Genomic DNA, 24,225 nt, shown 5'->3' with positions numbered 1-24,225 from the left:
CATGATAGAAGGATCTAATCATGGAGGTTATCAAAATGGAGCTTATGAAAGCAGATGTAACCGTCGTAGGCGGAGGTATTGCTGGGATATGCGCTGCCATTGCTGCCGCACGCCAAGGGCTGCAGGTTTCACTTATTAATGATCGACCGGTTCTTGGAGGAAATGCGAGCAGCGAGGTCAGGGTTCATATCAACGGATCGGCATATCTCGGAAACAGTCCATCCTATTATGCACGCGAGGGCGGGTTGGTGGAAGAACTCAAGTTGAAGATTTTTCACTATAATCCGTTATACAACAAGAAGCTTATGCTTTCGCTTTCGGATACGGTCTTGTTGGATATGGTTTATGATGAGCCTAACATTTCTCTATTTCTGAATACATGCGTGCATGAAACGGGCATGGAGAACGGCAGAATTAAATGGGTGGAGGGCCTTCAATTGGCTTCCGAAAGAAAATTTCGTTTTGAAAGCCGAACCTACATCGATTGCTCGGGAGATGGCGTTGTCGGATATCAAGCAGGTGCTCACTTCCGATGGGGGAGAGAAGCGAGGCATGAATACAAGGAGGCGCTGGCCCCTGAAGTCGCGGACCATTACACCATGGGCGATACGATCCTGTTTCAAGCCCGTGATGTAGAGTATTCCGTTCCTTACAAAAGGCCTGGCTTTGCTTATGATATTACGAAGTTGGCCTTTTTCGATAGCATCAGAAAAGGCTTAAACCATCGGTCTTTTCCAAGGAAAATTAACGGACTTGGCGGATTGTGGTGGCTGGAATACGGCGGACATCTGGATATTATCAAGAATAATGAAGACATCGCATTGGAACTGCGGAAATTGGTGTACGGGATTTGGGATTATATCAAAAATAGCGGCGAATTTGATCATGTAGACAATCTCATCTTAGATTATGTATGTCCGATTCCGGGAAAGCGGGAGTCGAGGCGGTTTATTGGGGATCACATGTTGTCTCAGAGCGATCTTACAGCAAAGCCGCATTTCGAAGATGCTGTATCCGTCGGAGGATGGTATATGGATTTACATGCGAATAAGGGCATCTACGATGAGGGGCCGGCTACAGCATGGAATTTCGTGCCTGGATTGTACAATATCCCTTTCCGCAGTTTATATTCACGTAATATTCCTAATCTCATGTTCGCTGGTCGCAACATTAGTGCTACCCATGTGGCTTTCGGATCTACCAGGGTCATGGCAACCTGCGGTTGTATGGGGCAGGCGGTTGGAACGGCTGCTTCGTTATGCTTGAAATATGAGGTAGACCCCGCGGCCATAGTGGAAGCTCATATGGGGGAGCTGCAGGCGCTGCTGCTTCGAGACGGGCAAACGATTGTAGGGCTTCAAGAGGAATTGGATCCTTACTTCGCTGACGGATTGACTATTCGTGCTTCGTCTCAGCGCAGCTATGAGAATCTTCAGCCAACTGAAGAGATTTCCTTGGAGAAAGCGTTATGTTTGGTCTTGCCGATTCAGACATCCGTGGCTGAAAGCGTACGGATCAAAATTAAAAATATGTCTGAGCATTCGGAGACGCTGCATGTGAAGCTGCTTGGCGGGGAGCGGAAGGAAAACTACATTCCCACCAGTGAGATGAAAGACTACCGCTTGGTTATTGCAGCCGGTCATGACGACTGGATTACGCTAGACTTGGGCTGCAAGAAGCCGGCTGACGACAAAATCTACATCGTATTGGAAGGTACGGCGAGCCTTGCTGTATACGGCAATGAAGAGAAGATGACAGGAGCGGTCAGCTTCCAATATAGGCCGGAAGAGCCGTCCAGGCTGAAGAAATTCAATAAGAGCATTTGCTTCAAGGATCTGTTACCACCCCAAAATATGTATAATCCCGAGAATGTCGTCAACGGCTTCTCCAGACCGTATGGTCTGCCGAACGGCTGGATTTCTGAACGTACGGAAGGACAGGAATGGTTGGAATTCTGTTTTGCAAGCCCCAAAAATGTAGACGAAATCCATCTTGTTTTCAATTCACAGTTGGATTTGGAGCATTTCGACGATCCGATCGAGCCACTTATCCAAGATTATGATGTGACCTTAACCTTAGAAGACGGAACCGAGCGTGAAATTAAAATCCGTGGGAATTATCTTACGTTGAATAAACATAAGGTGGATGCGAAAGATGTAACCCGAATCCGGTTTGATTTCTCCGCAACTTATGGTTCTCCTTATTTTGAAGTGTTTGCTGTAAAATGGTTTGCTCCTAAAACGATAAGTGAGGTCAGGTGAAGTCGTGATGAAGGAATTATTCCCTCGAAGAGGGCTGCCTAATGTCATTCCTAAGTTGGAAAATGGGGATCCAGTAACAATCGTCTATTTTGGCGGCAGTAATACGCGTTCGGAAGGATACAGGGTCATGTCGGCGGATTGGCTTCGCGGGCATTATCCTAATGCGGATATCCGCTCTGTGAATGCAGGCATTTCTGGGACAGGATCGGACCTCGGCTGCGCCCGTTTGGAGATGGATGTGCTGCGTCATCAGCCTGATCTCGTGTTTGTTGAATTTGTGGGTAACGATGGCGGAGTTCCCGAATCCAAGGCGCGGATCGAAGGAATTGTCCGTCAGATCCGCAAGCGCAGCCGGTTTACCGATATCCTGTTCGTTTATACGCTGAAGGAGCGGGATGTGGTCGGATTTCAGTCTGGGGAATACCAGAAGGGGGCTCTCATGCAAGAGGAAGTGGCCGATTACTACGGTATTCCTTCAATTCATTTGGGCGTAGCAGTTAGTCATTTGGTGTCCGAGGGAAAGCTCATTTTCACCTCAAGGGCAGACCAGTCCAATCCCGGAGCCATTATTTTTACGCATGATTCGATCCATCCGACAATTCCCGAAGGACACCAGATTTACACGGATACGATCACCCGGTCATTTGAGAAAATGAGCGAACTTCGAGATCATCTGGGAAGGTTGGAACATCACTTGCCTCAGAATCCGTTAATCCCGGCTAATCCTTGGGAGTATGCGACCATGCTGTCACTGGATAGTCTTACTCATTTTTCCGCAGGATGGTCTTATATGACTCCCGATGATTTTGCTTTAGTGCGCGAGTACAATTGGTTGTTCCCCGGCCTATGGCGAGCAGTCGATCCTGGAGAGGCTATCACGGTGCAGTTCGAGGGAACCCATATCGGGTTATTCGATATTGGGGGGCCTGATTCTGGCAGATTGAAGGTATCGGTAGATGGTGGGGAACCCTTTGTTGTCGATCGGTTCACACCACACAACGATCATAATCGAAATCAGTACGTATTTTTGCCGGAGCTCCCGAATGGGAGACATACGGTTCGCTTCGAAATCGATACCGAGAAGACAGACAAAGCGGCCGTCTTTGAGGCATGCGGCAATGAACGAAGTATGGAACATGTTCGGCAGCATCCAGATTGGTATGATCAAACAGTGATCCAGATTGGGAAGTTGTTATTGGTGCAGCCGCCATTATAATGGATCATTAAGCTTTGTTCACTTGGAAGACCTACATCCTATCTCACTGCAGTTGAGCGGTTAGTTAGGATGTAGGTTTCTTTTTTACTTAAAATTTTATAAGAAATTCTTGAAATGAAAGAAATTTCATGGTGATGTGACATGCTATGCTAAAAACGACGGAGCGGGATTAGCCAGAAGGATCAGGCTAATTGCTTCTTTACGATCTTCGAACAAAGGAGGGCATGATTATTTTGAAAGCGTTATCAATTTAAGAGAGGCTGTGAGTTGGATGATAAAGAGGAAGCTGTTTTTCTTAATCGTTTTCATCGTGACGATATTAGTTCCTTTTAGCCTAGTCGGAATAAGGACCGCTAATGCGGAGACCTTACCGTATCAGACGATTATCATCGATGACGGGAGCATCACGATCAATGATGTTGTGACACCTGATGTGGGTAACGAGACCAACGGATATTCGGCTCCAAATTGGACCACAAGTACAGGGGTGAAGGGGCATGATAACTCCAGTTCAAAATATACAGATGCAGTAGGAAGAAGCATCACTTGGAATCCACGCTTGGAAGCAGGAACGGCGAGAATATCATTCTATAAGCTTGATTGGGCGGATAAGGCAGATAGTAATGTAAAGATTGAGATTGTTCACAACGGAATTACAGATGTCATGTTTATGGATCTGAGGCCCTCGTCGGGCCCTTCTGTCGGATGGGTGGATTTGGGGGAGTATGATTTCAGTGGTGCTGATACCGAATTTGTCAGGCTGACTCGAATGCAACCTACGACAGGCACCATCATTACTCGGGCCGATGCGGTCAAGTTTGAAGGGAATATCCGGCAGCAAGCTCCTCCTTTACCTCCGCTACGCAGCCGTTCATTGGCGAATCTCAGTTACACGGAAAAAGGCAGCATCGAGAATGCAAACTATAAGGCGACTTTCTATGAAGCTGCATGGGATGGAGGCCAATCCATCGTTCGTGATATGTTCTACAAGAGCACGGAGACGGGGAACTGGGTGCCGATAAATAATGTGGCAGAAAGACTTGAGGAGCAATGGGTATTATTGGATGGGAATGCCGGGAGTCGAACCAATTACTATGATACGATGAACAAACGCTGGATTACATTTGACGGGATTCATTTTCCCGACAGCCACACGGCGGTATTAACCGATTCTTCGCATGGAAGCGAATACGATTTACAAGTGAACTGGTCCATGGCAGGGGACAAACCAGATGTCTCCTTCGCCTTTACACCTCGCCGGGATGGTAATTATGTGATTGGATATCAGTCCTTCACAACAGAGCTAATCTCTGGCGTCAATGAAGTGTTAAATGGTTTCAGGTCACACGCAAAAATGGTAGGTACAGTGGAATCAACAAGTTTGAGGGAGCTGAGCGCTCCGATGAGTCTGGTTGAGAAGAATGACGGCGCGGGGAACGCTTTGACGTATGGCGTATTTGTACCGTCGGAAGAGCTTCCGGTTGAATTTGAACCGACGGGAGGCGTTACAAAACAACGGCTTGGGATGAGTCTTGTCAACAACGAAGGCAGCGTGCAGCCAATCTTGTATGCTCCTCAATTAGGGACTTATTCGCAAATGACCGCAGAAAGCACTTATCAATTTCATATGGGACTAATCGCTCAAAAAAGTAATCTGTATGAGTCCTACACGGATATTCTTCGCAATGAATACGGATATTCGGCATACCGAGAAAATGTCGCTGATCAGTCGCTTACTGACGCGATGTTCAATATGATCGATCTGCTTAAGATTGAGCCGCAAGGGGACGACTCTGTTAATTATGTCCCGTCACCTAGCGGATGGTGGAGCCGTGCCAAGGGCTTTATTGATATCGAGAACGAGGATAGCGTTCGAACAAGCTCGAATGCGGTTCTTCTCGGGGCTTACTATTTGACTGGGGATGACCAGCTTTACGATACGAGAGCATTGCCGTCCGTCCAGTATGGCTTATCGCGAAATGGTATAGGTTGGTCGCCGACGCAGAAGCCAGTATACGGTGTGCCGTCGTTATGGAAAATGGCAACCTTGCCGTTTGATTTTTCAAGCGTAGCCGCTGTCAATCAGATGATGGGTACTTCGGCAGGAATTGGGGCGCTGGCACAGGAAGAGTACCTCGTGCGTGATCCTGACCAGAAAGACCGGGGTCCTGTCATTCAGCCCCTGATGATGTATCGTATGACGGGAGATGCGCAGTATTTACAGGCTGCCAAGGATGCAGCCAACAGCTATATCATGCAGCATATTGATACGCCTGCATCCGTGAATGTGAGTAAAAATGAGTTCATTTATTATTATAGCAAGCTGTGGATGGAGATCTTGGAGCTTTACGAGGAAACGCAGGATCCCAAATACTTAAATGCCGCTTACAAGGAAGCCAAACGGTATGCGACCATGTTCGTTGCTCGTCCGGTTACTGAAGGTACCGTTACGATTCCGCAGCCGAAGACGTATAATTACGCGGAGTCGTTCCATTGGCCGGAAAGTGGTAAATATCAATATCCTCGGATCAAGCTCCCAGAAGATGTAGCCGGAGGCGTACAAGCGGATAGTTGGCTTGTTTCTCCCAATGGATTGACGTTTGAAGCGGGAAGTACAACTGGCTATTATCGGATGAATGCTCAGGAAGCTCCATTCATGCTGAGATTGTCGATCTATACAGGTGATAAACTGCTGCAGGATATTGCTCATAATGCGGTCATCGGACGATATTCCAGCTATCCAGGTTATTACTATAAGGGCTTCGCCGTTAGTCAATTGGAGCCAAATTTCCCTCTGGAAGGTCCAAGCGGGGCTACATCCATCTATTATCACCATATACCGGGACAGCTCGGGCAAACGATGGATTATTTGATCAGCGAACAATCGTTGAAATCGAATGGTAGTATTACATTTCCTTCTGTATTTGAAACTAATTTTTTATGGTTCAAATATCACCTCTATGGAAATAAACCAGGTCATTTTTACGGTAATTCCGACGTTTGGCTCTGGATGCCTAAGGGGATAATTCAAACCAACCATCCTCAATTGAACTGGATAACGGGAGAGAGCGGGAATAAATTCTACATCGGGTTAAGCAACGAATCGTCAGCTGAAGTTCAGACTCCGATCGAGTTGAATGCGCAAATCATTGGGTTCAACCCGGTACAAGATTATACCGTAACCATCATCCGCGACAATGGCACACCAGAGCAAGCGATTATGCGTGGCGGAATCATTCAAGCCACGGTTTCAAGCAAGGGAATAACCGCTATCATTGTAGAAGGACTCAATATTGATGTGCCGCTGCACCAGGTCAGAACTGCTGATACATCGGATGCAAGCTATTTCTTCGATATCCACAGTCCAATCGATGCGGTTAAAGGCATGCTGATCGTCAAGCCCGACGAAACGGCCTATGATGCTTATGTGCAAGCCAAAACGACGAAACCAGCGACAATCCATTATTCCCTGGATGGCGGGGCGACGTATACGACGATCCCAGATACAATTTATCCGATGGAATGGTCGATACGGGTGAACGATTTATCCCAAAGCTTCACGTATTACGTGGAATCGGAGGGGAAACAGACCCGCAAGCGAACGCTCTATCTGCCTGATCAGGTAACGGCAGCGCCAGTTCAACCGGATTGGCAGGATGGTTCATCTATCATAGTGGATAATACGGAGGCGGAGACAGAGGGCGTCTGGATACGGGATACAACGGCTAACGACTATTACTATGATAACTATGTGTATGCCAAATCGACAGCCGGCACAGCGACAAGCAAAATGAGATGGCGGCCTGAGCTGCCGGAAAGTGTTACTTACAGTGTGTATTACAAGCTTCCGCAAATAACCGCTACGAGTGAGAATTGGGCAACGAATGCCTCATTTAACGTTTATTATAGCGGGGGCTCCAAGACGGTTACCGTTGATGAGACAGCGGCCAATGGGACTTGGGTGCACCTGGGTGCTTATCCTTTTGCAGCAGGAAGTAGTGGGTACGTGGAATTAACCAATAAGGCCAATAAGTCACGAGTCGTTGCCGATGCGATGATGTGGGTGGACCCGAACAAGATGCCGCAATTGGAGTCTGCGGTGATCCTATCGGATCGGGACGAACTGCAGATGACTCAAACCGCACAACTGAGCGTAACCGGCTATTTGGATAACGGTCTGATTGGTGATCTGACACAGGCAAACGTGCAGTATTTCGTTGATCGAACCGATCTCGCTGAAGTGGACAGCAGCGGTAAGTTGACCCTCCTAAGTCTCGATGGGGAAACGGATCACATTGAGGTATGGGCCACAGTAACGATTGACGGAGTGACCTTAACTACACCGCCTTTGACAATAAAGATCAGGGACCTAACGGTTATTGTCGACAGCACAAATACGACGGGGTTATATACGACAGAAGGGTCTTGGAGCCAGAGCAATTTAGCCGGATACAAAATTGGTGTTAAGTCCCGTTACTCTACAGTTCAAGGATCATCAGCGACGTGGAAAGGCCAGTTTCCAGAGGGGAAATATACGGTCTCCATCTACAAGCTCGTCCATACGACGGCAAACGATAATGATGTCAAAGTGGAAGTGAAGCATCAGTCGGTTACTGAGGTCACGTATATCGATGCAACCGTCGGCTCGTCGGGTTGGGTTAATCTAGGAACATTCGACTTTACTGGAGACGGCAGCGAGTATGTTCGATTAACCAGGGTTACTCCGACAACGGTAGATCCACCAACTCTACCTGCCGATATGATCTATACGAGGGCTGATGCAGTCAAGTTCGAACGGCATTCCGTTAGTCCGGCGCTGCCTGCAAATGGGGTGCCAGGTAAACCGACACTTTCGAATAATAGCGGTGTTGCAAAAGGCTTACATGATGGCAATTATGAGGTTACGATGAATATGTGGTGGGGAAACAATGGCTCGCTGTATAAGTTATACGAGAATGGCCAATTGATCCATACGAAGTCACTGGCCGATGTTTCGCCAGCTGCCCAGACTTCCTTGATTCCTATTCAAGGAAAGCCGAATGGAACCTATGTGTATACATGTGAGTTATCGAATATGTATGGAACGACTTCATGTGATCCACACACTGTCAACGTGACTGATGCGAATCCTGGCAAACCTGTGTTGTCCAGCGACAACTGGGATCAAGATGGGAACTATACCATTACTGCTAACATGTGGTGGGGCACGAACGCAGCACAGTATCGATTATATGAAAATGGCGAACTTATTGAAACGCAATCTTTAGCTTCACAAACACCAAGTGCTCAATCGGCCATTACACAAATTTCAGGGAAAGCTCCTGGCATTTATCAATATCGCGGAGAGTTTATAAATGGAAGTGGAACAACGGTAAGTGATGTTATAGAAATTATTGTAAAATAACCCTATGAGCTGAGTGGATGAGAACGATCCATTCGGCTTTTTTATTTCTTGGAATTTAGTATTGAACGATGCAAAATGCTTGTAAAACGATGATGTACCGAGGACACCTTATCAACCTGTACATGATATATCTAATTAAACCCCCAAATAAATCGTAGTAAAAAAAAGGCTTTGCTGACATTAACTTCACGGTTGTTATCTATTAAGCTAACATGGAGAGCAGAAGTGACCTCGTGCTAAACGTCATAAGAGCGAGCTTGGAACTGTTTTTGAAGGTATAGCAATGACTTACACTTCAATGTCCTACCGCATCTTATAGACCGCTGCCTCCTTATAGTATTACCTCTGCATCAGATATTCTATTGAAAAAGTACGGGGCCGTTTAGGATCACCATAATTTTTTTAGGCTTCCATCGAACCTTTTCGAGTGAACGAGGCAATATAGATTGTAAGCTTACTAAGGAGGGCCCTTTTTTCATGAAAGATATCAATATCGAGCATTGGATTGAACGGATGAAGGAAGGGGATTCGTCTGCGTTTCAAGTGATTTATGAATGGTCATTCCCCGAAATTTATCGCTCCGCTGTCTTTCTGATGACGGAAAAAAATGAAATCGAAGATGTTATGAACGAGATATATTTCCAGCTGTGGCGGTCCATCGACAAGTATGATGCGAAACGTCCCTTCCGATTCTGGATGCATGGCATCGCGCTGAAGCAAATACAGAAGTGGCGAACCAAAAGTTGGAGGAGGTTCCGAATCTTCGAGAAGAAGCGGCTCTTGGAAGTGGAAGAGCATCTATTTTCGGATCGTCAGGTCCTTGAGGCCGAGACCCATCAGGAGATGTTGACTATCGTTCACCAGTTATCCTACAAACTTCGTACGGTGATTATTCTGCGCTACTATCACGACTATACACTCGAAGAAATCGCTGAATTGCTGGACATTCCCGTAGGCACGGTCAAATCTAGGCATCACGCAGCACTGGGAAAACTTCGCGAGCTTAGTCCCTATTTTGAACCAGAAAAGGAGCAAGAACTTTATGTCCATTGAACAACAACTGCGCGATAAGTTACAGGATTGTGCGGAAGCAATGGAAAATCCATCCGAAATGCAGAAGCGCATTCAAGAAACTTCTTACACGCGTTATCGCAATGAAAAATATAAAGCAAAATCAAAACTGAAAGTTCGCATGGTGGCTTGTGTGCTTGCGGTTATACTGCTCACGCCCGTTGTCATCTATACCGGGCCAGTCGTAGCGGCGCAGATTCGAGCCTTACTCAACCTATCCGGGACGGAGGATGTGCGCAGCTTCGTCACCAAAGATGAGGATTCGGATTATGTCACCACGAACTTATATGCGGATGAGATTAGCGAGAATAAGGCGGCGCAAGAAGTGCTCGCGCGTATTTACCGTGGGTTTCCTGAGGCAAAGGACTTCGACATCGCGAGCGCACAAATTGCCAAGGGTATCCATGGAGGAGAGCGGATCCATCAATTGAATGTCATTCTAATGGAGAAAGGAAAGACATTCGCGGAGACGCATAAAGAGGTTGTGGCCAATGTCGATGTGGATACAGGCAAGATTCATTTTGTTCAAACGATTGGGATAGAGCCGTTTGCGCAGCATCCATCGAAATTGCAGGAATCAGAAGCGATCGCAATGGCCAATACATTCTTGAAGCAATTGGATGTGCACACCGAAGGATATGAGCCAGAAGTGGCGGGAGTCCGTGCGGATGAGGCGCAAGGCGTAGATCAAGCCATCATCATCTACAAGCGTGCAGCGGATGGCAAGGCGATGTTCCAAGTGAACCTCCAAGCAGGAAGTACAAGCGTTGCATACATCCCTTCGGAGAAGTCATGAAGCGGAATCATCTCTGCCGTAGAGAAGGGTTGGTGGCCGTAACGTTCTTGTTGCCAAGCGCTGTCGGCTTTGCTCTATTCTATCTCATCCCGTTCGGGATGGGGCTTGTCTACTCGGTGTTGGACCGAACGGTTGGCGGCTCATTTGTTGGACTCTCAAATTATCGGGAGCTGCTAAGCAGCGATTCCTACCGCAAAGCCGTCTCGAATACGTTCTGGTTCACCGCGGTGAATGTCCCGCTGATGATTATGCTGTCACTCGGGATCGCACTCGTGCTGAACCGGAATCTCTATCTGCGTCAATTTCTACGGATGGCTTATGTTCTGCCGTTGGTTGTGCCCGTCGCCTCCGTCGTGATGGTGTGGCAAGTGCTTTTTGATTGGAATGGATCCCTTAACGCTTGGATGCATGATGCTGGGCTTGAGCAGGTAGACTGGATGAAATCGGCCTGGGCGAGAGGTGTGATCTCCATGTTCTACCTTTGGAAGCATATGGGCTACAACATTATTCTTTTCCTTGCAGGGCTGCAAGGCATCCCGCGAGATTACTATGAAACTGCGGATTTGGAAGGGGCGGGCAAGTGGCGCCAATGTTATGGGATTACACTTGTCTATTTAACACCGACGATGGTCTTCGTCATCCTAATGTCGATTATGAATACATTCAAAATTTTCCGAGAAACGTACCTGATCGCAGGCGATTACCCGCATGACAGCATCTATACACTTCAGCATTATATGAACAATATGTTCCTCGCGATGGATGTGCAGAAGCTATCTGCGGCTGCGACACTGATGGTGATCAGTATCTTTATCATCGTGGCGATGCTGCTTCGGGTAGAGAAGCGATATACACAATTTATGGAATGATACAGGAGGAAAAATGAAGAAGAAGGGTTTCATTTGGAACCTATCGGTCACGCTGGTGATGGCATGCATCGGGATTATGATGCTTCTGCCTATTGTGATTACTTTCACAAACTCACTCATGACGGAGCAAGAAATTCGCGGCAATTACGGACTGGTAGGTAAAATGCCAGACATTACGCAAGGGGAGCCACCTGTATTCGTAAATCTGAAGCTCATCCCGGATTGGCTGTCCTTCGAGCAGTACGGGAACGTATTGCTAGAGACGCCGACGTATTTGTTCATGTTATGGAACTCCGTGGCGATGGTCGTAACGATCATTGTGGGACAGACGGTTGTAAGTGCGCTGGCAGCGTACGCTTTTGCCAAGCTCCGGTTCAAGGGGAGAGAAGGCTGGTTTCGGGTTTACCTGATGACGATGCTGATGCCTTTCCAAGTGACCTTGGTTCCGAATTATATTATTGCTGACAAGCTGGGATTGATGAATACAGCTAGCGCGATTATTTTGCCAGGGATATTCGCGGCATTCGGTGTGTTCATGATGAGACAATTTATGCTCTCGATTCCCTATGCGTTGATTGAAGCGGCTCAGATGGATGGTGCCGGACATTACCGAATTTTCTATCGGATTATGCTGCCTTTGATGAAGCCGGGGATTGCGGCGCTGATCGTCTTACTGTTCGTTGATTATTGGAATATGGTCGAGCAGCCCTTGATCTTCTTGGAGGATGCATTTAAGCAGCCATTATCGCTCTATTTATCTAGAATTCATAAAGAAGCCCAAGGCATCGGTTTTGCCGCATCGCTGATTTATATGACGCCCATGGTTCTGCTGTTTTTATATGCGGAGTCTTATTTTATCGAAGGGGTTCAAATGTCAGGGATCAAGGGGTAGTTCATGAGAGGAGGGTTCGGATGGCTACAGGGTTCACAGAAGCGCAGGATGCAAGAAAAAAACGAAAAATAGTGTGGATCTCCGGGCTATTCATCGGCTTGCTCCTTCTCCTTACCCTATCAAGCAATACCTTACTAACGTTAAATCTACCGAAGGTACGAACAGAGCTAGGGAGGCAAGGTGCGTTAGTCACCGAGTGGCGTGGCACGGCTCGGCTGATGCCCCGTCAGCATATCGATTTATCGAACACGGCGGAATGGTCCGTTCAGAAGGTTCATGTGAAAGAGGGGGATCACGTAGCAAAGGGGCAGACGTTAATTACCTATGAGAATCCTGCTGCTGCGCAGGAAATCCTGGATGTACAGGCGGGCCTTGCACAGCAGCGGCTAACGCTTGTTGACTTGCAAGATGCTTATATTGAAGCCGTACAAAATAACGACGAGATGCAGGTGCGCCGCACGAAGCGGGAGTTAGAACGTGCGCGACTAGCCATTGGTGTTCAGGAGCGCAAAGTGAACACGATGCAGTCGGAGGCGAGTGATCGCAGACGTATCATCGCGCCTTTTGACGGTGTTGTGACCCAGGTGCGTGCGACGCCGCAGCTGCCTTCGGGGAGCGGCGGGCCAGATATCAGCCTTGCGAATAGGCAGAAAGGCTACCAATTCGAGATTGTCATCCCGGATGCCTTGGGGCAGAAATTACGTATCGAGGAGAAGATGAATGTTCAAGTCGAACATGAGGGGGCAAGAGTCCCGGTTGAAGGAGTTATTACCGACATTCGTACAGTGACAGGCGCTGACGGGGGGGATTCCTTCCAAGAGGGATCGGGAGGGAATGCATCTCAGACGGCTTCGGGTCAACGGGTCGTTGTGAAGGTCCAACATCCGAATGTTCAAGCGAATGAACTCGTGAGCGTGGAATTGACACAATCGGAGAAGACCGATGGCGGAATGCTCGTATCGAACCAAGCGATTCGTCAGGAAGGGAAGAACAGCTATGTGCTTGTCATCGAAGAGCGTAAAGGGCCGCTAGGTAATACCTTTATCGTTCGCAAGGCTCCCGTCCAATTAGGAGGGACGAATGGTCAAGAAACCTTGGTGTTACAAGGGGTATACATGAAAGATCGCATCATTGCGGAGAGCAGTGAGCCGCTAACCGAAGGTCAACGCGTAAGGGTCTAATGCGCCCTGGGCCGCATCGATCGCATGGAGATTGGAGAGGAGAGGTTAAGGATGAAAAAAAGTGGTGTACTCGGTTTAATCGTTGCCTTAACGATGATGTTGTCAGCATGCGCAGGCGTACAGGCTGGTGGGGGGAAGCAAGAAAGGAAGCAGGGACAAGACGGGAAGAAAATCGTTGTCTTATCTGTATTCCAGACGGATCCTGTGTATTCCCAGGCAGAGAAGATGTATGAAGAGAAGCATCCTGATGTGGATATTCAAATCAAGGAATTCAGCCAAGGGGAAGGATCCAATCAAGAAGGTGATCTCGAGAAATATGTGAATACCACCAATACAGAGCTATTGTCCGGTAAAGGGGCCGATTTGATTGCCTTGGATGTGAGCGGTCTGCCGGTTGGGAAATACGTAGACAAGCAAGCACTAGTGAACTTGAGCGAATTGATGAAGCAGGATCCTGACTTTGATGCCAATTCGTATGAGATGAACATCTTGGACGGGGCCAAGATGAGAGGAGGTCTTTATTCGTTGCCTCTACGGTTCTTCTTAGACAGTCTTATGGGTGATGCAATGGCCATTGAGCAATCCGGCGTAAAATTCGATGACAGCACATGGACATGGGGGGAGTTCACAACGGTGGGCAAACGACTGGCAGCATCCGGCGGGCATACGTATTCGATGGGGAATACGCCGCCCGAGCAGATGTTGAACAATCTGTTCGTCGATAATTATGCTCGCATTGTCCATGAAGAGAAGCGCCCTGTTAGCTTTGATGCCGACGCATTCGTTGGATTAATGGAACAAGTGAAGACGATGTATACGGATAAGGTAGTTACGGATGGAGAAGTGAACGCGGGCGATTATTTCTTCGCACCTTCCTTGATCTTATCCCCAGAAGATTATTTCGTTGGGCCAGCGATGTTCTACGAGCAAGGGAGAATCTATCATAAGCCGCTCGCTGCGGGGCAACAGGTTGGAGGCACCTTCGTGATGCATAAGAACTTAGGGATGAATCGAAATTCGAAAGTACAGGCGGAAGCGTGGGATTTCATGAAGTTCTTATTGTCCGAGGAGATCCAGACGATGCCTGGACTGCAAGGCTTCTCTGTCAATAAAAAGGTAAACGAGAAGACGTTCAAGGATCTTGAGGACAAAGGCACGATCGAGTCGCCAATGGGTTCCGCGATCCCGGTTGAGAAGAAAGACATCGACATGATCAAGCAGATGGTGAACCATGCCGTCACGCCGCAACAGAATAATTCAAAGATTCAGACCATCATCGAAGAAGAAGCGAAGGCTTACTTTAGCGGTCAGAAATCAGCGCAAGCGGTTGCGGATTTGGTCGCGAACCGTGTGACGACGTATTTAAATGAGTAGATGGTAAATTCGAAGAGATAAGGAAGGAAACAAGATGAGAAAATGGATGTTGTTATTGTTTATCACGGTAGTCGCAAGCATTTCTGCTTGTCGTTTCCCAGGCAACAATGAGAAGGATGCTGGTGAGAGCAAAGAGGCCGCATTGATTGTGCAGCATGAGCAACAGGAACAAGGGAAAGAAGAAAAAGAAAATAACAATACGAACAATGAGGCTGCTGAGCAAGGAATCATCCACGTGTTCTCGAATTTGATGTCACTGAAGCTCCCCGATGGGCTCGCAGTACAATCGAAAGAGACATCGAACGCGAAGCTCGTCTATACGGATAGCGATAAAAAAGTTAAGCTCGAGATGTGGCATGATCCAGAGCAAAGGGTGACCGATGCTGACATCGATAGGGGACGATTGAAAATGAAAGGCATCCTCGAACAAGACGGTGAAGGTGAAAAGCTAGAGTGGTTGAAGGACGAGACGATGCTCGTGCATGGGAAGCATATTGCGGTTAATGAAGTTATCATTCCATCCCAGAAGGGTGACACGTACCGTCTCGTCGGTTGGGCGGAATTAGACGGAGCATTTCTTGAGATTAAGTTTAGCGCGCCAGCCGATGAGAAGGACACGTGGCAGAAGGCTGTAGTGGAGATGATCGAGTCGATTCAGATGTAGCATAATGGACCGTTTAGCAGCATGGCTAAGCGGTTTTTTTGCCTTGCTTTTTTCTTACTCTACGATTACCCTACAAGCCAACAAAATTCCATTATAATTCTCTGACGCAATATTATGATAGCTGCGGCAGCCAGTTACAAGTTCATCAATTCTGAACTCATGAGGTAGCTATCCCATAAAAGATGATGCAAACTGATTATCGGAGTTAAACTAACGAGTAGGATAGAGCCAATCAATTAGACGGGCCTCTTTTTTATGAAACACTATTAACGAACGATAAAATTATCTTAACTGGAAACCATTTCTTAGATTGTGTTAATCTGTCTAATAGTGAACTCAACTTAGAGAGAGGGATGTTACTTGAAAAGAAACGTATTATATATTGAAGATAATGAGAAAATAGGCAGTTGGGTAAAAGAAGAATTGGAACAGCGAGGATTTTCAGTTCAGTGGCTGCTTTCTGGTGAAGGAGCCGAAAAAGAAGTAAATCAGCATGAAATCGTTATTTTGGATATCATGTTACCCGGTTTAGACGGATTTACTGTGGGGAAACGATTAAAAAAGGCAGCACCTGCTGTTCCTATTTTGCTGTTATCTGCTCGAACATCGATAGATGATAAGGTAGATGGTTTACAATTTGCTGATGACTATTTAACGAAACCATTTCATACGGATGAATTAGTTGCAAGATTAGAAGTATTAATCCGTCGAAGTGGCGGAACACATTCCGGACGCATTTCATTAGGTGATCATATTGAAGTAGATCCAGAAATCCAAATGGTGTATGACAAACGCACAGGAGAAGAAATTATACTGACAGGGAAACAACATCAAATTTTAATGTACTTCTTACGCCACCCTAATCAAGTTTTACCAAAAGAACAAATTTATGAAGCAATTTGGCAAGAAACTTATATCACTGGTGATAAAACAATAATGGTGCATATCCATCGTTTGCGTCAAAAGTTGGAACGTCATCCGGATTCCCCAGAGATTATTGAAACGTTGAAGGGAATAGGCTATCGGGTGATACTATGAAACAGAATAGATCATTATTTCGTCGTTTTCTAAAAGGACATTTTCTATTTATCTTTTTTCCTCCAATTTTGCTTATTTTCATCTCCGCGTTCTTTGGGTTTTCTAACAATGGGGATTCTATCAATAGAGAAGATCTGAATACGTTAAATCTATTTTACGTTACACTACTTTTATTTGGTTTTATTATTGTCGCATTTGTTGTAATGTCTTGGCTGTTCTTCTTGAGACTTCGTAAACGTCTCACCGGCTTACAGGAAGTTATGTCATTTTCAGCTAATCATAACTCCTTTCCTAAACCAATTTCTGTCCAAAGTGATCGTATGGATGAAATAGACCAGTTGGGAAGTTCTTTTAATTGGATGATCCAGCAGCTTGAAGACAGTCGCAAGCGGGAATATGAAGAAGAATTGTTACGACATCGGCTCATTGCGAATTTATCTCACGATTTACGAACGCCACTTACCATATTGAGAGGACATGTAACCAGATTAAATAAAGAATCAGTAAGTTTAGAAGGACAAAACTCATTAACAGAGATGAACCATACGATTACAAGAGTCGGAGATCTAATGGATGATTTACTGTCCTACACATTGCTTACATCAGGGAAACATCCTTTTCGACCCACTTCAACAGATATTGGACGTTTAGTAAGAGCATCTGTTGCTGCGTGGTATCCTGTATTTGAAGAAAAAGAAATCCAGCTCGATGTTGATTTACCGGCAGAGGAGACTTTTTATTGGGAAGCAGATCCTAAATGGATGACACGGGTTCTGGATAATTTATTTCAGAATATTCTTCGCCATGCAGCAGAGGGGAAATATGTAAATATTGTGGTTGATGTAGAAAAAGAACAAATCATTGTTGCAGACAGAGGTCCAGGTATGGATAACTCTTCCTATGAGCGTGGGGCGGGGATTGGTTTATCGACTTGTAATTATATGTTGAAAAAAATGAAGCTGAAAGCTGACTTTACATCAAATGATAATGGCACAAGAGTAGCTATTGGTAGAGCTTAACCTAAAGTTAACCCAGAAGTAAACAGCATGATAACCGAGATGTAACTTTGCTTCTTTATAATTGGAACCATAACAGAAAGGGAGTGTTATGGTTGCTAACAATTAATAACTTAGTTAAACATCGCGGAAATCAAGAGATCTTATCAGGTATCAGTTTTAAAGCTAGACCAGGTAGAGTAACTGGTTTTTTAGGTCCAAATGGGGCAGGAAAAAGTTCTACATTGCGCATCCTGCTAGGATTAGATCGTGCCACCTCAGGGAGTGCACTAATTAATGGTAAGCCATTCGCAGAATTACATAATCCTCTAGCAACAGTAGGTGCCGCGCTTGATGGATTTGGTGCTCATCGTATGCGAACAGGACGGGCACACTTGCGTTGGATTGCTCGTGCCGCAGGATTGTCTCGCTCACGTGTCGAGGAAGTTCTGGAAATAGTAGGTCTTACTAATGCAGCTGGGAAAAGAGTCGGGAATTATTCCCTTGGTATGGGGAGAAGACTTGGAATAGCAGCTGCACTACTTGGTGATCCAAAAATATTGGTTTTAGATGAACCCGTAAACGGGCTCGACCCAGAAGGAATTCGGTGGATTCGGACATTTTTACGTGAACGTGCTCAGTCTGGAAACACGGTGTTACTATCCAGTCATCTAATGGGTGAGCTTGCAGAGACTGTTGATGATGTGGTGATTATTAAGCATGGAAAAATCGTTGCAGATGGAACATTGGAAGAAGTAACAGGTAACCATCACACACTGGAGGACGCCTTTTTTGCCCTGACATCTGAACATACAGGTGATGTTGTATGAGAGCATTCAACGCGGAACTATCTAAATTGTTCTCCCTGCCGGGCATTTGGCTTGCCTTTCTTATTGGAGCATTTGCCCCAGTGTTCATTGCTTCCATGGACAGTATAGCACAAAAAGAGGAGATTATAGCTGGAGTTAGCACACGGCTACCGGAAGTTGGCTATATTGGATTAGCTCTTGGCGTGCAAGGTGTCATTATACTTGGTGTACTTGCTGTCAGCAGCGAGTATTTGGCAGAGAGCAGTGAATCTGGTGGAGGACAACAGATTACAACAAGTTTAACGGTTGTTTCATCCCGGCTTCATTTTTTGCTGGCAAAAGCAGGCGCTGTGACAGTGATCAGCATACTGCTTAGTGTTGTTGCTATTATCACAACTTTGTCAGCCACGCATCTTGTTCTTGGTGAATATACCCCTGCATTTGATTGGTTAAAACTGATCGGTGCAGTTTTGTACTGGACATTCACTGCTCTTTTAGCATTTGGGATTACTGTTCTAACTAAGAATGGCATTATTCCGCTTGCTGTGCTCATCATAAATACATCCGTTGTATCATTCAGTTTCCTGCTTTCTAAGGTTACAAAGTTAGCGTTATACTTACCGGATCGGGCTGGCGCTGAAATGTTTATGTTTACGAGCGATAGATTTCTCACCCCGTTCACAGGCGGCTTAGTCATGTTTGCCTGGGTAGTCGTTCTTTTCATTGCTGCAGCTATTGTATTCCATAGGAGGGACGTTGCATCATGAGTGTCCCTTCTAGTAGAAAGATAACACAAATCCTTCGTGCTGAACTGGATAAATTAGTTACATTACCATTGACATGGCTCACTCTTATAGTTACATTCATTCTTAATTTACTTTTAGCCGCAGCTTTTACTTCGGCTGGTCTACAAGGGGCAGCAGGGACACAAAGTATACTGAAAATAGGGCTTGCTTCTATGGGATATCTTCAAGCAGGGTTCATTATTCTTGGGATCTTAGCTACTTGTTCGGAGTATACCGGTGGACAGATTCGAACGACATTAACTACGGTACCTTGGCGTGGACTTCAACTATCCACGAAGTATTTGGCATTGGCAATCATAACCATTCCCGCGGCGTTTATTATTGCTGCATCAGGTGTACTATATGCTTTTATTAGGATGAGAGACACAGCAGTAGTGATTGAAATAGACACAATGATAAAAACATTAGTAGGTGCAACAGGCTATCTAACATTAACCACACTTCTCAGTGCAGCTATAGGTGCTTTATTAAGACGAACCACTCCTGCTATAGTGGTACTGCTTAGTTATTATTTCATTGTCAGTCCATTGTCGAGAGATTTTCTACCTAGTATTAAAAATTATTTTCCGGATACGGCAGGATATTATATGTATATGCCGCCTTCCTCTGATGAAATAAATGTCCTTACACCAATGCAAGGGACAGGTATTTCAATGTTATGGACACTGATCTTTATTACAGTAGCTATTGTATTTTACCGTAAACGAGATGCTTAAGTTTAGGTTTCATCATTTTGACAAAATAAGGAAATGAATTTCCCCCTCTGGAAAAGGATTGGCTTAAACCGATTTATGAAGAGCGAAAGGAAATAAATTTCATAAGAGCCAAAAACAAACCTATTCAAAGAAAATGACTTCAACTGATATTTCAAACGATGCTCTTGTAATATTTAAAAATATAAAGGTAGATCGTGATTTAGATAGATTGAAAAGAAGGTACATGAAACTTACTAAATCTGAACTAGCTGATATGGTCATTAAACTAGCATCTAAGAACGGACACCAATATGAGTGTCCGTTTTATTTTATCAATCAAAAGAAAAATCTGGATTAATATCATAGACTTGAAGTTTTTTAGTGGGAGATATGGATTGTGTAAGGTAACTATAAAAGAAAGCAATGTCGGGTGACAAGAACGAGGTAACTATCTCATAAAAGATGATGCTAACTTATTATCAGAGTTAAACTAACGGGCAGGATAGTTTGAACGATCTTCAAAAATTGGCTCGTGGTCTGAGAGAGGCTAAAATCAGCTTCGTGGGTCGTTACTTGAGCAAAGAACACATATGTTTTTGAACAGCGGCAATCATCGCTGTTTTTTTAATTTTTAAGACTAAATATTCCAGGAGGCGATATTGCAAAGCGTTGGAACGAACAAATCATGTTAAATGAAAATATTACGAATGGCAGAGATAGAAATACTCGAGACAAAGGCTTAGAAATACAACTTATTTTTCTATTACATAAATATTGTGTATATGGTGTATGACAATATACTGGGTTATATTGAGATGCTTCATCTCGTTCCGGCGATACATGCAGAGGAGCGCGAACGTCTGCTGGGCAAAGTGTATATCAAAACCCGAGAGATGTTGGTGATCATTCATGATTTCTTCGATTTGGCTAAGCTGGAGTCCGGGGATCAAAATATGCCGATGACCCGAATTCTCATGAATGAACCTTGCGGCACGACGATTCGTGCTGAACAATCTGATCTCGAACAGCATTCAATATGGCAATCACGGCAAGCAGCTCGGTTTGACGCTCCGGGAAGATGAATCTTCTATCTATGTGGATATATGGGGCCGGGGACAGCAAGCCTTATGAGTTAACGGTGTTTACCGTTCAATTGAAAAAGTTTTTCATGAGCATCATCGCACATAGAGTCAGCTTAAGAAAATCGTAAGAGTAAAGTAAGAAAAAAGAAGATTACGTCCTGTAAGATATAGTTATGAGAGAGCGAGAGGAGAAAAGAGTATGGAGCATATAGTACGAACGATTCGATTGACCAAGGCTTTTCAAGGGCAGGAAGTCGTCTCGAATGTCAATATGAATATGAAGAAAGGCGAAATCTACGATTCTGCTAGCCACGATTGGGATAGCGGTTGGATACATCGCGATTCGAAAAATTGATCAAATCGATATTCGTTAACTTGGTAGAGTATATTTGATATTTTTACGCGATTCCAATGATTATTCCCAATAACTGGTTAGTCAACACATCTAATGCAGAAGAAAGGAAGATAAACGTTTGAACAGCAATATGAAGTTAGCTATGATTCTCCTGGCCGCTGCCAGTATCGGTCTCGCCGGATGTACGAAAGAATCCTCCGTCACTAGTACACCAAGTTTGTTCCAGCAAAACTCTTCTATATCGACAAACACAAATGTAAATTCAGAAACATCGGAGATTAGAAATGTCTCGAATGCAGTAAAAGGGGATATTTCTCAAATAGATGTAACTAACATTCATTCCCTAAAAATTCAGAGTAACGCTGCTATAGTTACAGTCATAGGCGACAAACAAATCAATCAAGCAGAATTGGAATTATCCAAGGGCAATTCACAAGGAATGGATACCAACGTGACTACATCGATCCAAGATGGAACATTACAGATTATACTTGAAAATAAACAAAAGATCATAAATACGGGGCCATTGCCCTCTTTAACGATTCGTCTTCCGTATAAAGAATTCAAATCCCTTAAGATAGATAATAAAATTGGCAACATATCCGTTGAGTCAGAATTGTCGGTCCAACACTTAAATGTGAGCAGCAGTGCCGGCGACATTACTGTAACGGATGTAATTGGTATGGAAAGCAGTAAAATATCTACTAACGTTGGTAGCGTCGAATTCGCTCTACCTGATCAACCAGCACCTCTATATGTAAATCTATCAACAAAAATAGGAACTATCGATAATCAGGTTACTCTTGAAAAAGCAACAAATACCACAAAGTTTGTTTCCAAAGAACTCCATGGATATGTTGGTAAGGCTCAATCCGAAAGTGCAACGCTCAACATTTCCACACAGGTGGGCGAAATTCTGTTCAAAAATTAAGTGTCATCATCGTACCAGGCTTGCCATAATCATGATCACACGTGAATGAGAGACGTTAGAATATAGTTCATCGAGATTATATCCTTCCATAAGAGAAAAAACTAGAATTCAAAGCTCTTATGGGAGGTTTTATTTAAGTGATTTATGGCGAAGGGCAACAACAAAATGTGAAGGTCGACGACATAAGTTGAGAAGGATGATTTTCAATTAGATTGAATTTCGTGCACTTTCGCTTGATTCAACACTGGACACATGAGGTAACTATCCCATAAAAGATGATGCTAACTTATTATCAGAGTTAAACTAACGGGCGGGATAGCGAGCGTAACAATACATGTGGGTTAGCCGTTTAAAGACAACTAAACAACAGAAAGGTGGTTTTTTAATTATCAAAAAATCCATTAAAACAGGGGAGCCGCGGGAAACGATGTATGTTCTTGTCATCCGACAATTCATTCAAAAACCCTTATAGAATAAGGGCTAATACAAACTTTAATACATATGTACAAAATACGGGTTTTGTGAATAAGTATTGGTTAAATAAAAGTCAAACCCGATCTGTCCGTTGAACTTAAACTAGTTGCATAATGTACGGCTATGCCATACTCCTTGCTTATATTTATCATTTCACTCGTAAACCATTTTATTAACTACTGTTTTTATATCCTAATCTGTATATTCTCATCGTTATTTGTGTTTATGAATGACCTTGTTGATTTTTCTTTAGTTTAGAGTTTCTAATTGCATAATTCTTTTATAATTGACGCAAATATATTTTATGCAAATACTACCAACCACTCGGCTAATAAAACCTCATCGTAATTTGAAACACATTGTGATAAAAGCTGCTTCTTTAGCCATAATTCATCATACCCTAAGTCTTTAATCTCATCCCACAATACTTCCCCATCACGAATGACTTGAAATCCTCTAATGTTGTTTTTTGATACCTCGCTTTTTAAGTATGCTGATCGAACCGTTCGGCTCTAAATAGCAATATGCAACTCGCCCCTCTTATATTCAGCCGATGATAATCGTTCCAGCAAAAAATCAAATTATGCCTACTTTTACTCATCATGCAAATGCCAATGTGTACCCATGAACAAGCGAAATATATTCGTCAGATGTATGACTGTCACATGAATATGTCCCAATAGTCATATTGAGTTGTTCCATTGTTTTTGATTTTGGGCGCACAAAAAAGGCTCATTCCTCCTTATCGTTCAAGTTGGAATAAGACTTAGAAAGTTTATCAAGTGTTTGATTCGAAAAACTCCGATTTACTTAAAATGATTATCCAAAACTTAATTTCGGATTTTTATAACACCATTCTGAGTCAAATGGTAGAGATTTTAGTTTTTGCATGTCTTCCCAACTGTAAACCCAATCATAATCCGCAACCCAAAAATAGTTGTCAGGATTAGATTTGAGATAATGATATACAAAGCGAAATACTAACTCTTCAACACCATAAACGTCTTCGATAGTTCCTACTTGATACAGTTTAAGATTGGAATCTAAACCCAAATCCTCATAATAAAGAAAATCAAGATGTGGATTATCCAATGCATCTACATAAAGTATAAACGAATCATTACTTTCTCGTACATTCTTATCGCTAATATTCAATGTCGTAGAAAGGAATTGTCCATTGCTGGCATAATTTTTACTGTTATGAAAATTCAGCATAACATCCGCATGGAAAGCAGAGATGATGGAATCAGCTAAAAGACGTTCTGGTGTATACTTTTTTTGGTTCATTAAGATAAAAGCAGAAGTCCCCATC

19 protein-coding genes and 2 pseudogenes are annotated in these 24,225 nt (G+C 44.3%); 19 read left to right on the top strand and 2 right to left on the bottom strand.

The genetic code is table 11. The features are described 5' to 3' along the window. The first annotated feature begins 35 nt into the window (after nt 1-35). The 19 genes and pseudogenes from BVG16_RS15440 (at nt 36) to BVG16_RS15350 (ending at nt 22,439) form a co-directional block, all read left to right on the top strand. Complete coding sequence (locus BVG16_RS15440; RefSeq protein ID WP_078499553.1) at nt 36-2,261, top strand: FAD-dependent oxidoreductase; 2,226 nt, start codon at nt 36-38, stop codon at nt 2,259-2,261. 7 nt (nt 2,262-2,268) lie between these two features. After that, complete coding sequence (locus tag BVG16_RS15435) at nt 2,269-3,477, top strand: SGNH/GDSL hydrolase family protein (protein WP_078499552.1); 1,209 nt, start codon at nt 2,269-2,271, stop codon at nt 3,475-3,477. 271 nt (nt 3,478-3,748) lie between these two features. After that, nucleotides 3,749-8,197 (top strand): annotated as a pseudogene (locus tag BVG16_RS34025) (golvesin C-terminal-like domain-containing protein); the annotation flags it as partial. Between the two features lie 111 nt (nt 8,198-8,308). After that, nucleotides 8,309-8,881: pseudogene (locus BVG16_RS34190) on the top strand (chitinase N-terminal domain-containing protein); the annotation flags it as partial. A 477-nt stretch (nt 8,882-9,358) separates the two neighbouring features. Further along, nucleotides 9,359-9,934 (top strand): sigma-70 family RNA polymerase sigma factor, encoded by a 576-nt coding sequence (locus BVG16_RS15425; RefSeq protein ID WP_078499550.1) that lies wholly within the window; start codon nt 9,359-9,361, stop codon nt 9,932-9,934. After that, nucleotides 9,924-10,748 (top strand): hypothetical protein, encoded by an 825-nt coding sequence (locus tag BVG16_RS15420; protein ID WP_078499549.1) that lies wholly within the window; start codon nt 9,924-9,926, stop codon nt 10,746-10,748. The genes BVG16_RS15425 and BVG16_RS15420 overlap by 11 nt, the downstream gene beginning before the upstream one ends. Next, on the top strand, nt 10,745-11,617 hold the full coding sequence (locus tag BVG16_RS15415) for a carbohydrate ABC transporter permease (protein WP_198957474.1): 873 nt from the start codon (nt 10,745-10,747) through the stop codon (nt 11,615-11,617). The genes BVG16_RS15420 and BVG16_RS15415 overlap by 4 nt, the downstream gene beginning before the upstream one ends. A 13-nt stretch (nt 11,618-11,630) precedes the next feature. Next, nucleotides 11,631-12,509: a carbohydrate ABC transporter permease gene (locus BVG16_RS15410; RefSeq protein ID WP_078499548.1), complete on the top strand. Its 879-nt coding sequence runs from the start codon at nt 11,631-11,633 to the stop codon at nt 12,507-12,509. A 20-nt stretch (nt 12,510-12,529) separates the two neighbouring features. Beyond that, entirely contained in the window at nt 12,530-13,690 is a 1,161-nt protein-coding gene (locus BVG16_RS15405) for an efflux RND transporter periplasmic adaptor subunit (RefSeq protein WP_078499547.1), read from the top strand. A gap of 51 nt (nt 13,691-13,741) precedes the next feature. Next, on the top strand, nt 13,742-15,064 hold the full coding sequence (locus tag BVG16_RS15400; RefSeq protein WP_078499546.1) for an ABC transporter substrate-binding protein: 1,323 nt from the start codon (nt 13,742-13,744) through the stop codon (nt 15,062-15,064). 34 nt (nt 15,065-15,098) lie between these two features. Beyond that, nucleotides 15,099-15,728: a hypothetical protein gene (locus tag BVG16_RS15395; RefSeq protein ID WP_078499545.1), complete on the top strand. Its 630-nt coding sequence runs from the start codon at nt 15,099-15,101 to the stop codon at nt 15,726-15,728. A gap of 360 nt (nt 15,729-16,088) precedes the next feature. Continuing rightward, nucleotides 16,089-16,766 (top strand): response regulator transcription factor, encoded by a 678-nt coding sequence (locus tag BVG16_RS15390; RefSeq protein ID WP_078499544.1) that lies wholly within the window; start codon nt 16,089-16,091, stop codon nt 16,764-16,766. Further along, the gene (locus tag BVG16_RS15385; protein ID WP_078499543.1) at nt 16,763-17,785 is read left to right on the top strand and encodes a sensor histidine kinase; all 1,023 of its coding nucleotides are present in this window, start codon (nt 16,763-16,765) and stop codon (nt 17,783-17,785) included. The genes BVG16_RS15390 and BVG16_RS15385 overlap by 4 nt, the downstream gene beginning before the upstream one ends. Nucleotides 17,786-17,877: 92 nt before the next feature. Continuing rightward, nucleotides 17,878-18,591: an ABC transporter ATP-binding protein gene (locus tag BVG16_RS15380; RefSeq protein WP_078499542.1), complete on the top strand. Its 714-nt coding sequence runs from the start codon at nt 17,878-17,880 to the stop codon at nt 18,589-18,591. Continuing rightward, nucleotides 18,588-19,337 (top strand): ABC transporter permease, encoded by a 750-nt coding sequence (locus BVG16_RS15375; protein WP_078499541.1) that lies wholly within the window; start codon nt 18,588-18,590, stop codon nt 19,335-19,337. The genes BVG16_RS15380 and BVG16_RS15375 overlap by 4 nt, the downstream gene beginning before the upstream one ends. Further along, a complete protein-coding gene (locus tag BVG16_RS15370; RefSeq protein ID WP_078499540.1) occupies nt 19,334-20,092 on the top strand; it encodes an ABC transporter permease in 759 nt (252 codons plus the stop codon). Before BVG16_RS15375 ends, BVG16_RS15370 begins: the two co-directional genes overlap by 4 nt. Before the next feature lie 794 nt (nt 20,093-20,886). After that, on the top strand, nt 20,887-21,153 hold the full coding sequence (locus BVG16_RS33365; protein WP_233147048.1) for a hypothetical protein: 267 nt from the start codon (nt 20,887-20,889) through the stop codon (nt 21,151-21,153). 199 nt (nt 21,154-21,352) lie between these two features. Beyond that, the gene (locus BVG16_RS34020; RefSeq protein ID WP_408635340.1) at nt 21,353-21,508 is read left to right on the top strand and encodes a hypothetical protein; all 156 of its coding nucleotides are present in this window, start codon (nt 21,353-21,355) and stop codon (nt 21,506-21,508) included. Nucleotides 21,509-21,626: 118 nt separating this feature from the next. Then, on the top strand, nt 21,627-22,439 hold the full coding sequence (locus BVG16_RS15350; RefSeq protein ID WP_078499538.1) for a DUF4097 family beta strand repeat-containing protein: 813 nt from the start codon (nt 21,627-21,629) through the stop codon (nt 22,437-22,439). Between the two features lie 776 nt (nt 22,440-23,215). Here the strand turns inward: BVG16_RS15350 and BVG16_RS33855 are convergent. After that, on the bottom strand, nt 23,216-23,338 hold the full coding sequence (locus BVG16_RS33855; RefSeq protein ID WP_408635339.1) for a hypothetical protein: 123 nt from the start codon (nt 23,336-23,338) through the stop codon (nt 23,216-23,218). Nucleotides 23,339-23,732: 394 nt separating this feature from the next. Continuing rightward, on the bottom strand, nt 23,733-24,224 hold the full coding sequence (locus tag BVG16_RS15340; RefSeq protein ID WP_078499537.1) for a hypothetical protein: 492 nt from the start codon (nt 24,222-24,224) through the stop codon (nt 23,733-23,735). Between the last annotated feature and the right edge of the window lies 1 nt (nt 24,225).

It is taken from the genome of Paenibacillus selenitireducens, from assembly GCF_002021565.1.
Classification (GTDB): domain Bacteria; phylum Bacillota; class Bacilli; order Paenibacillales; family Paenibacillaceae; genus Paenibacillus_K; species Paenibacillus_K selenitireducens.
This window is presented reverse-complemented; position numbering and strand designations above follow the sequence as displayed.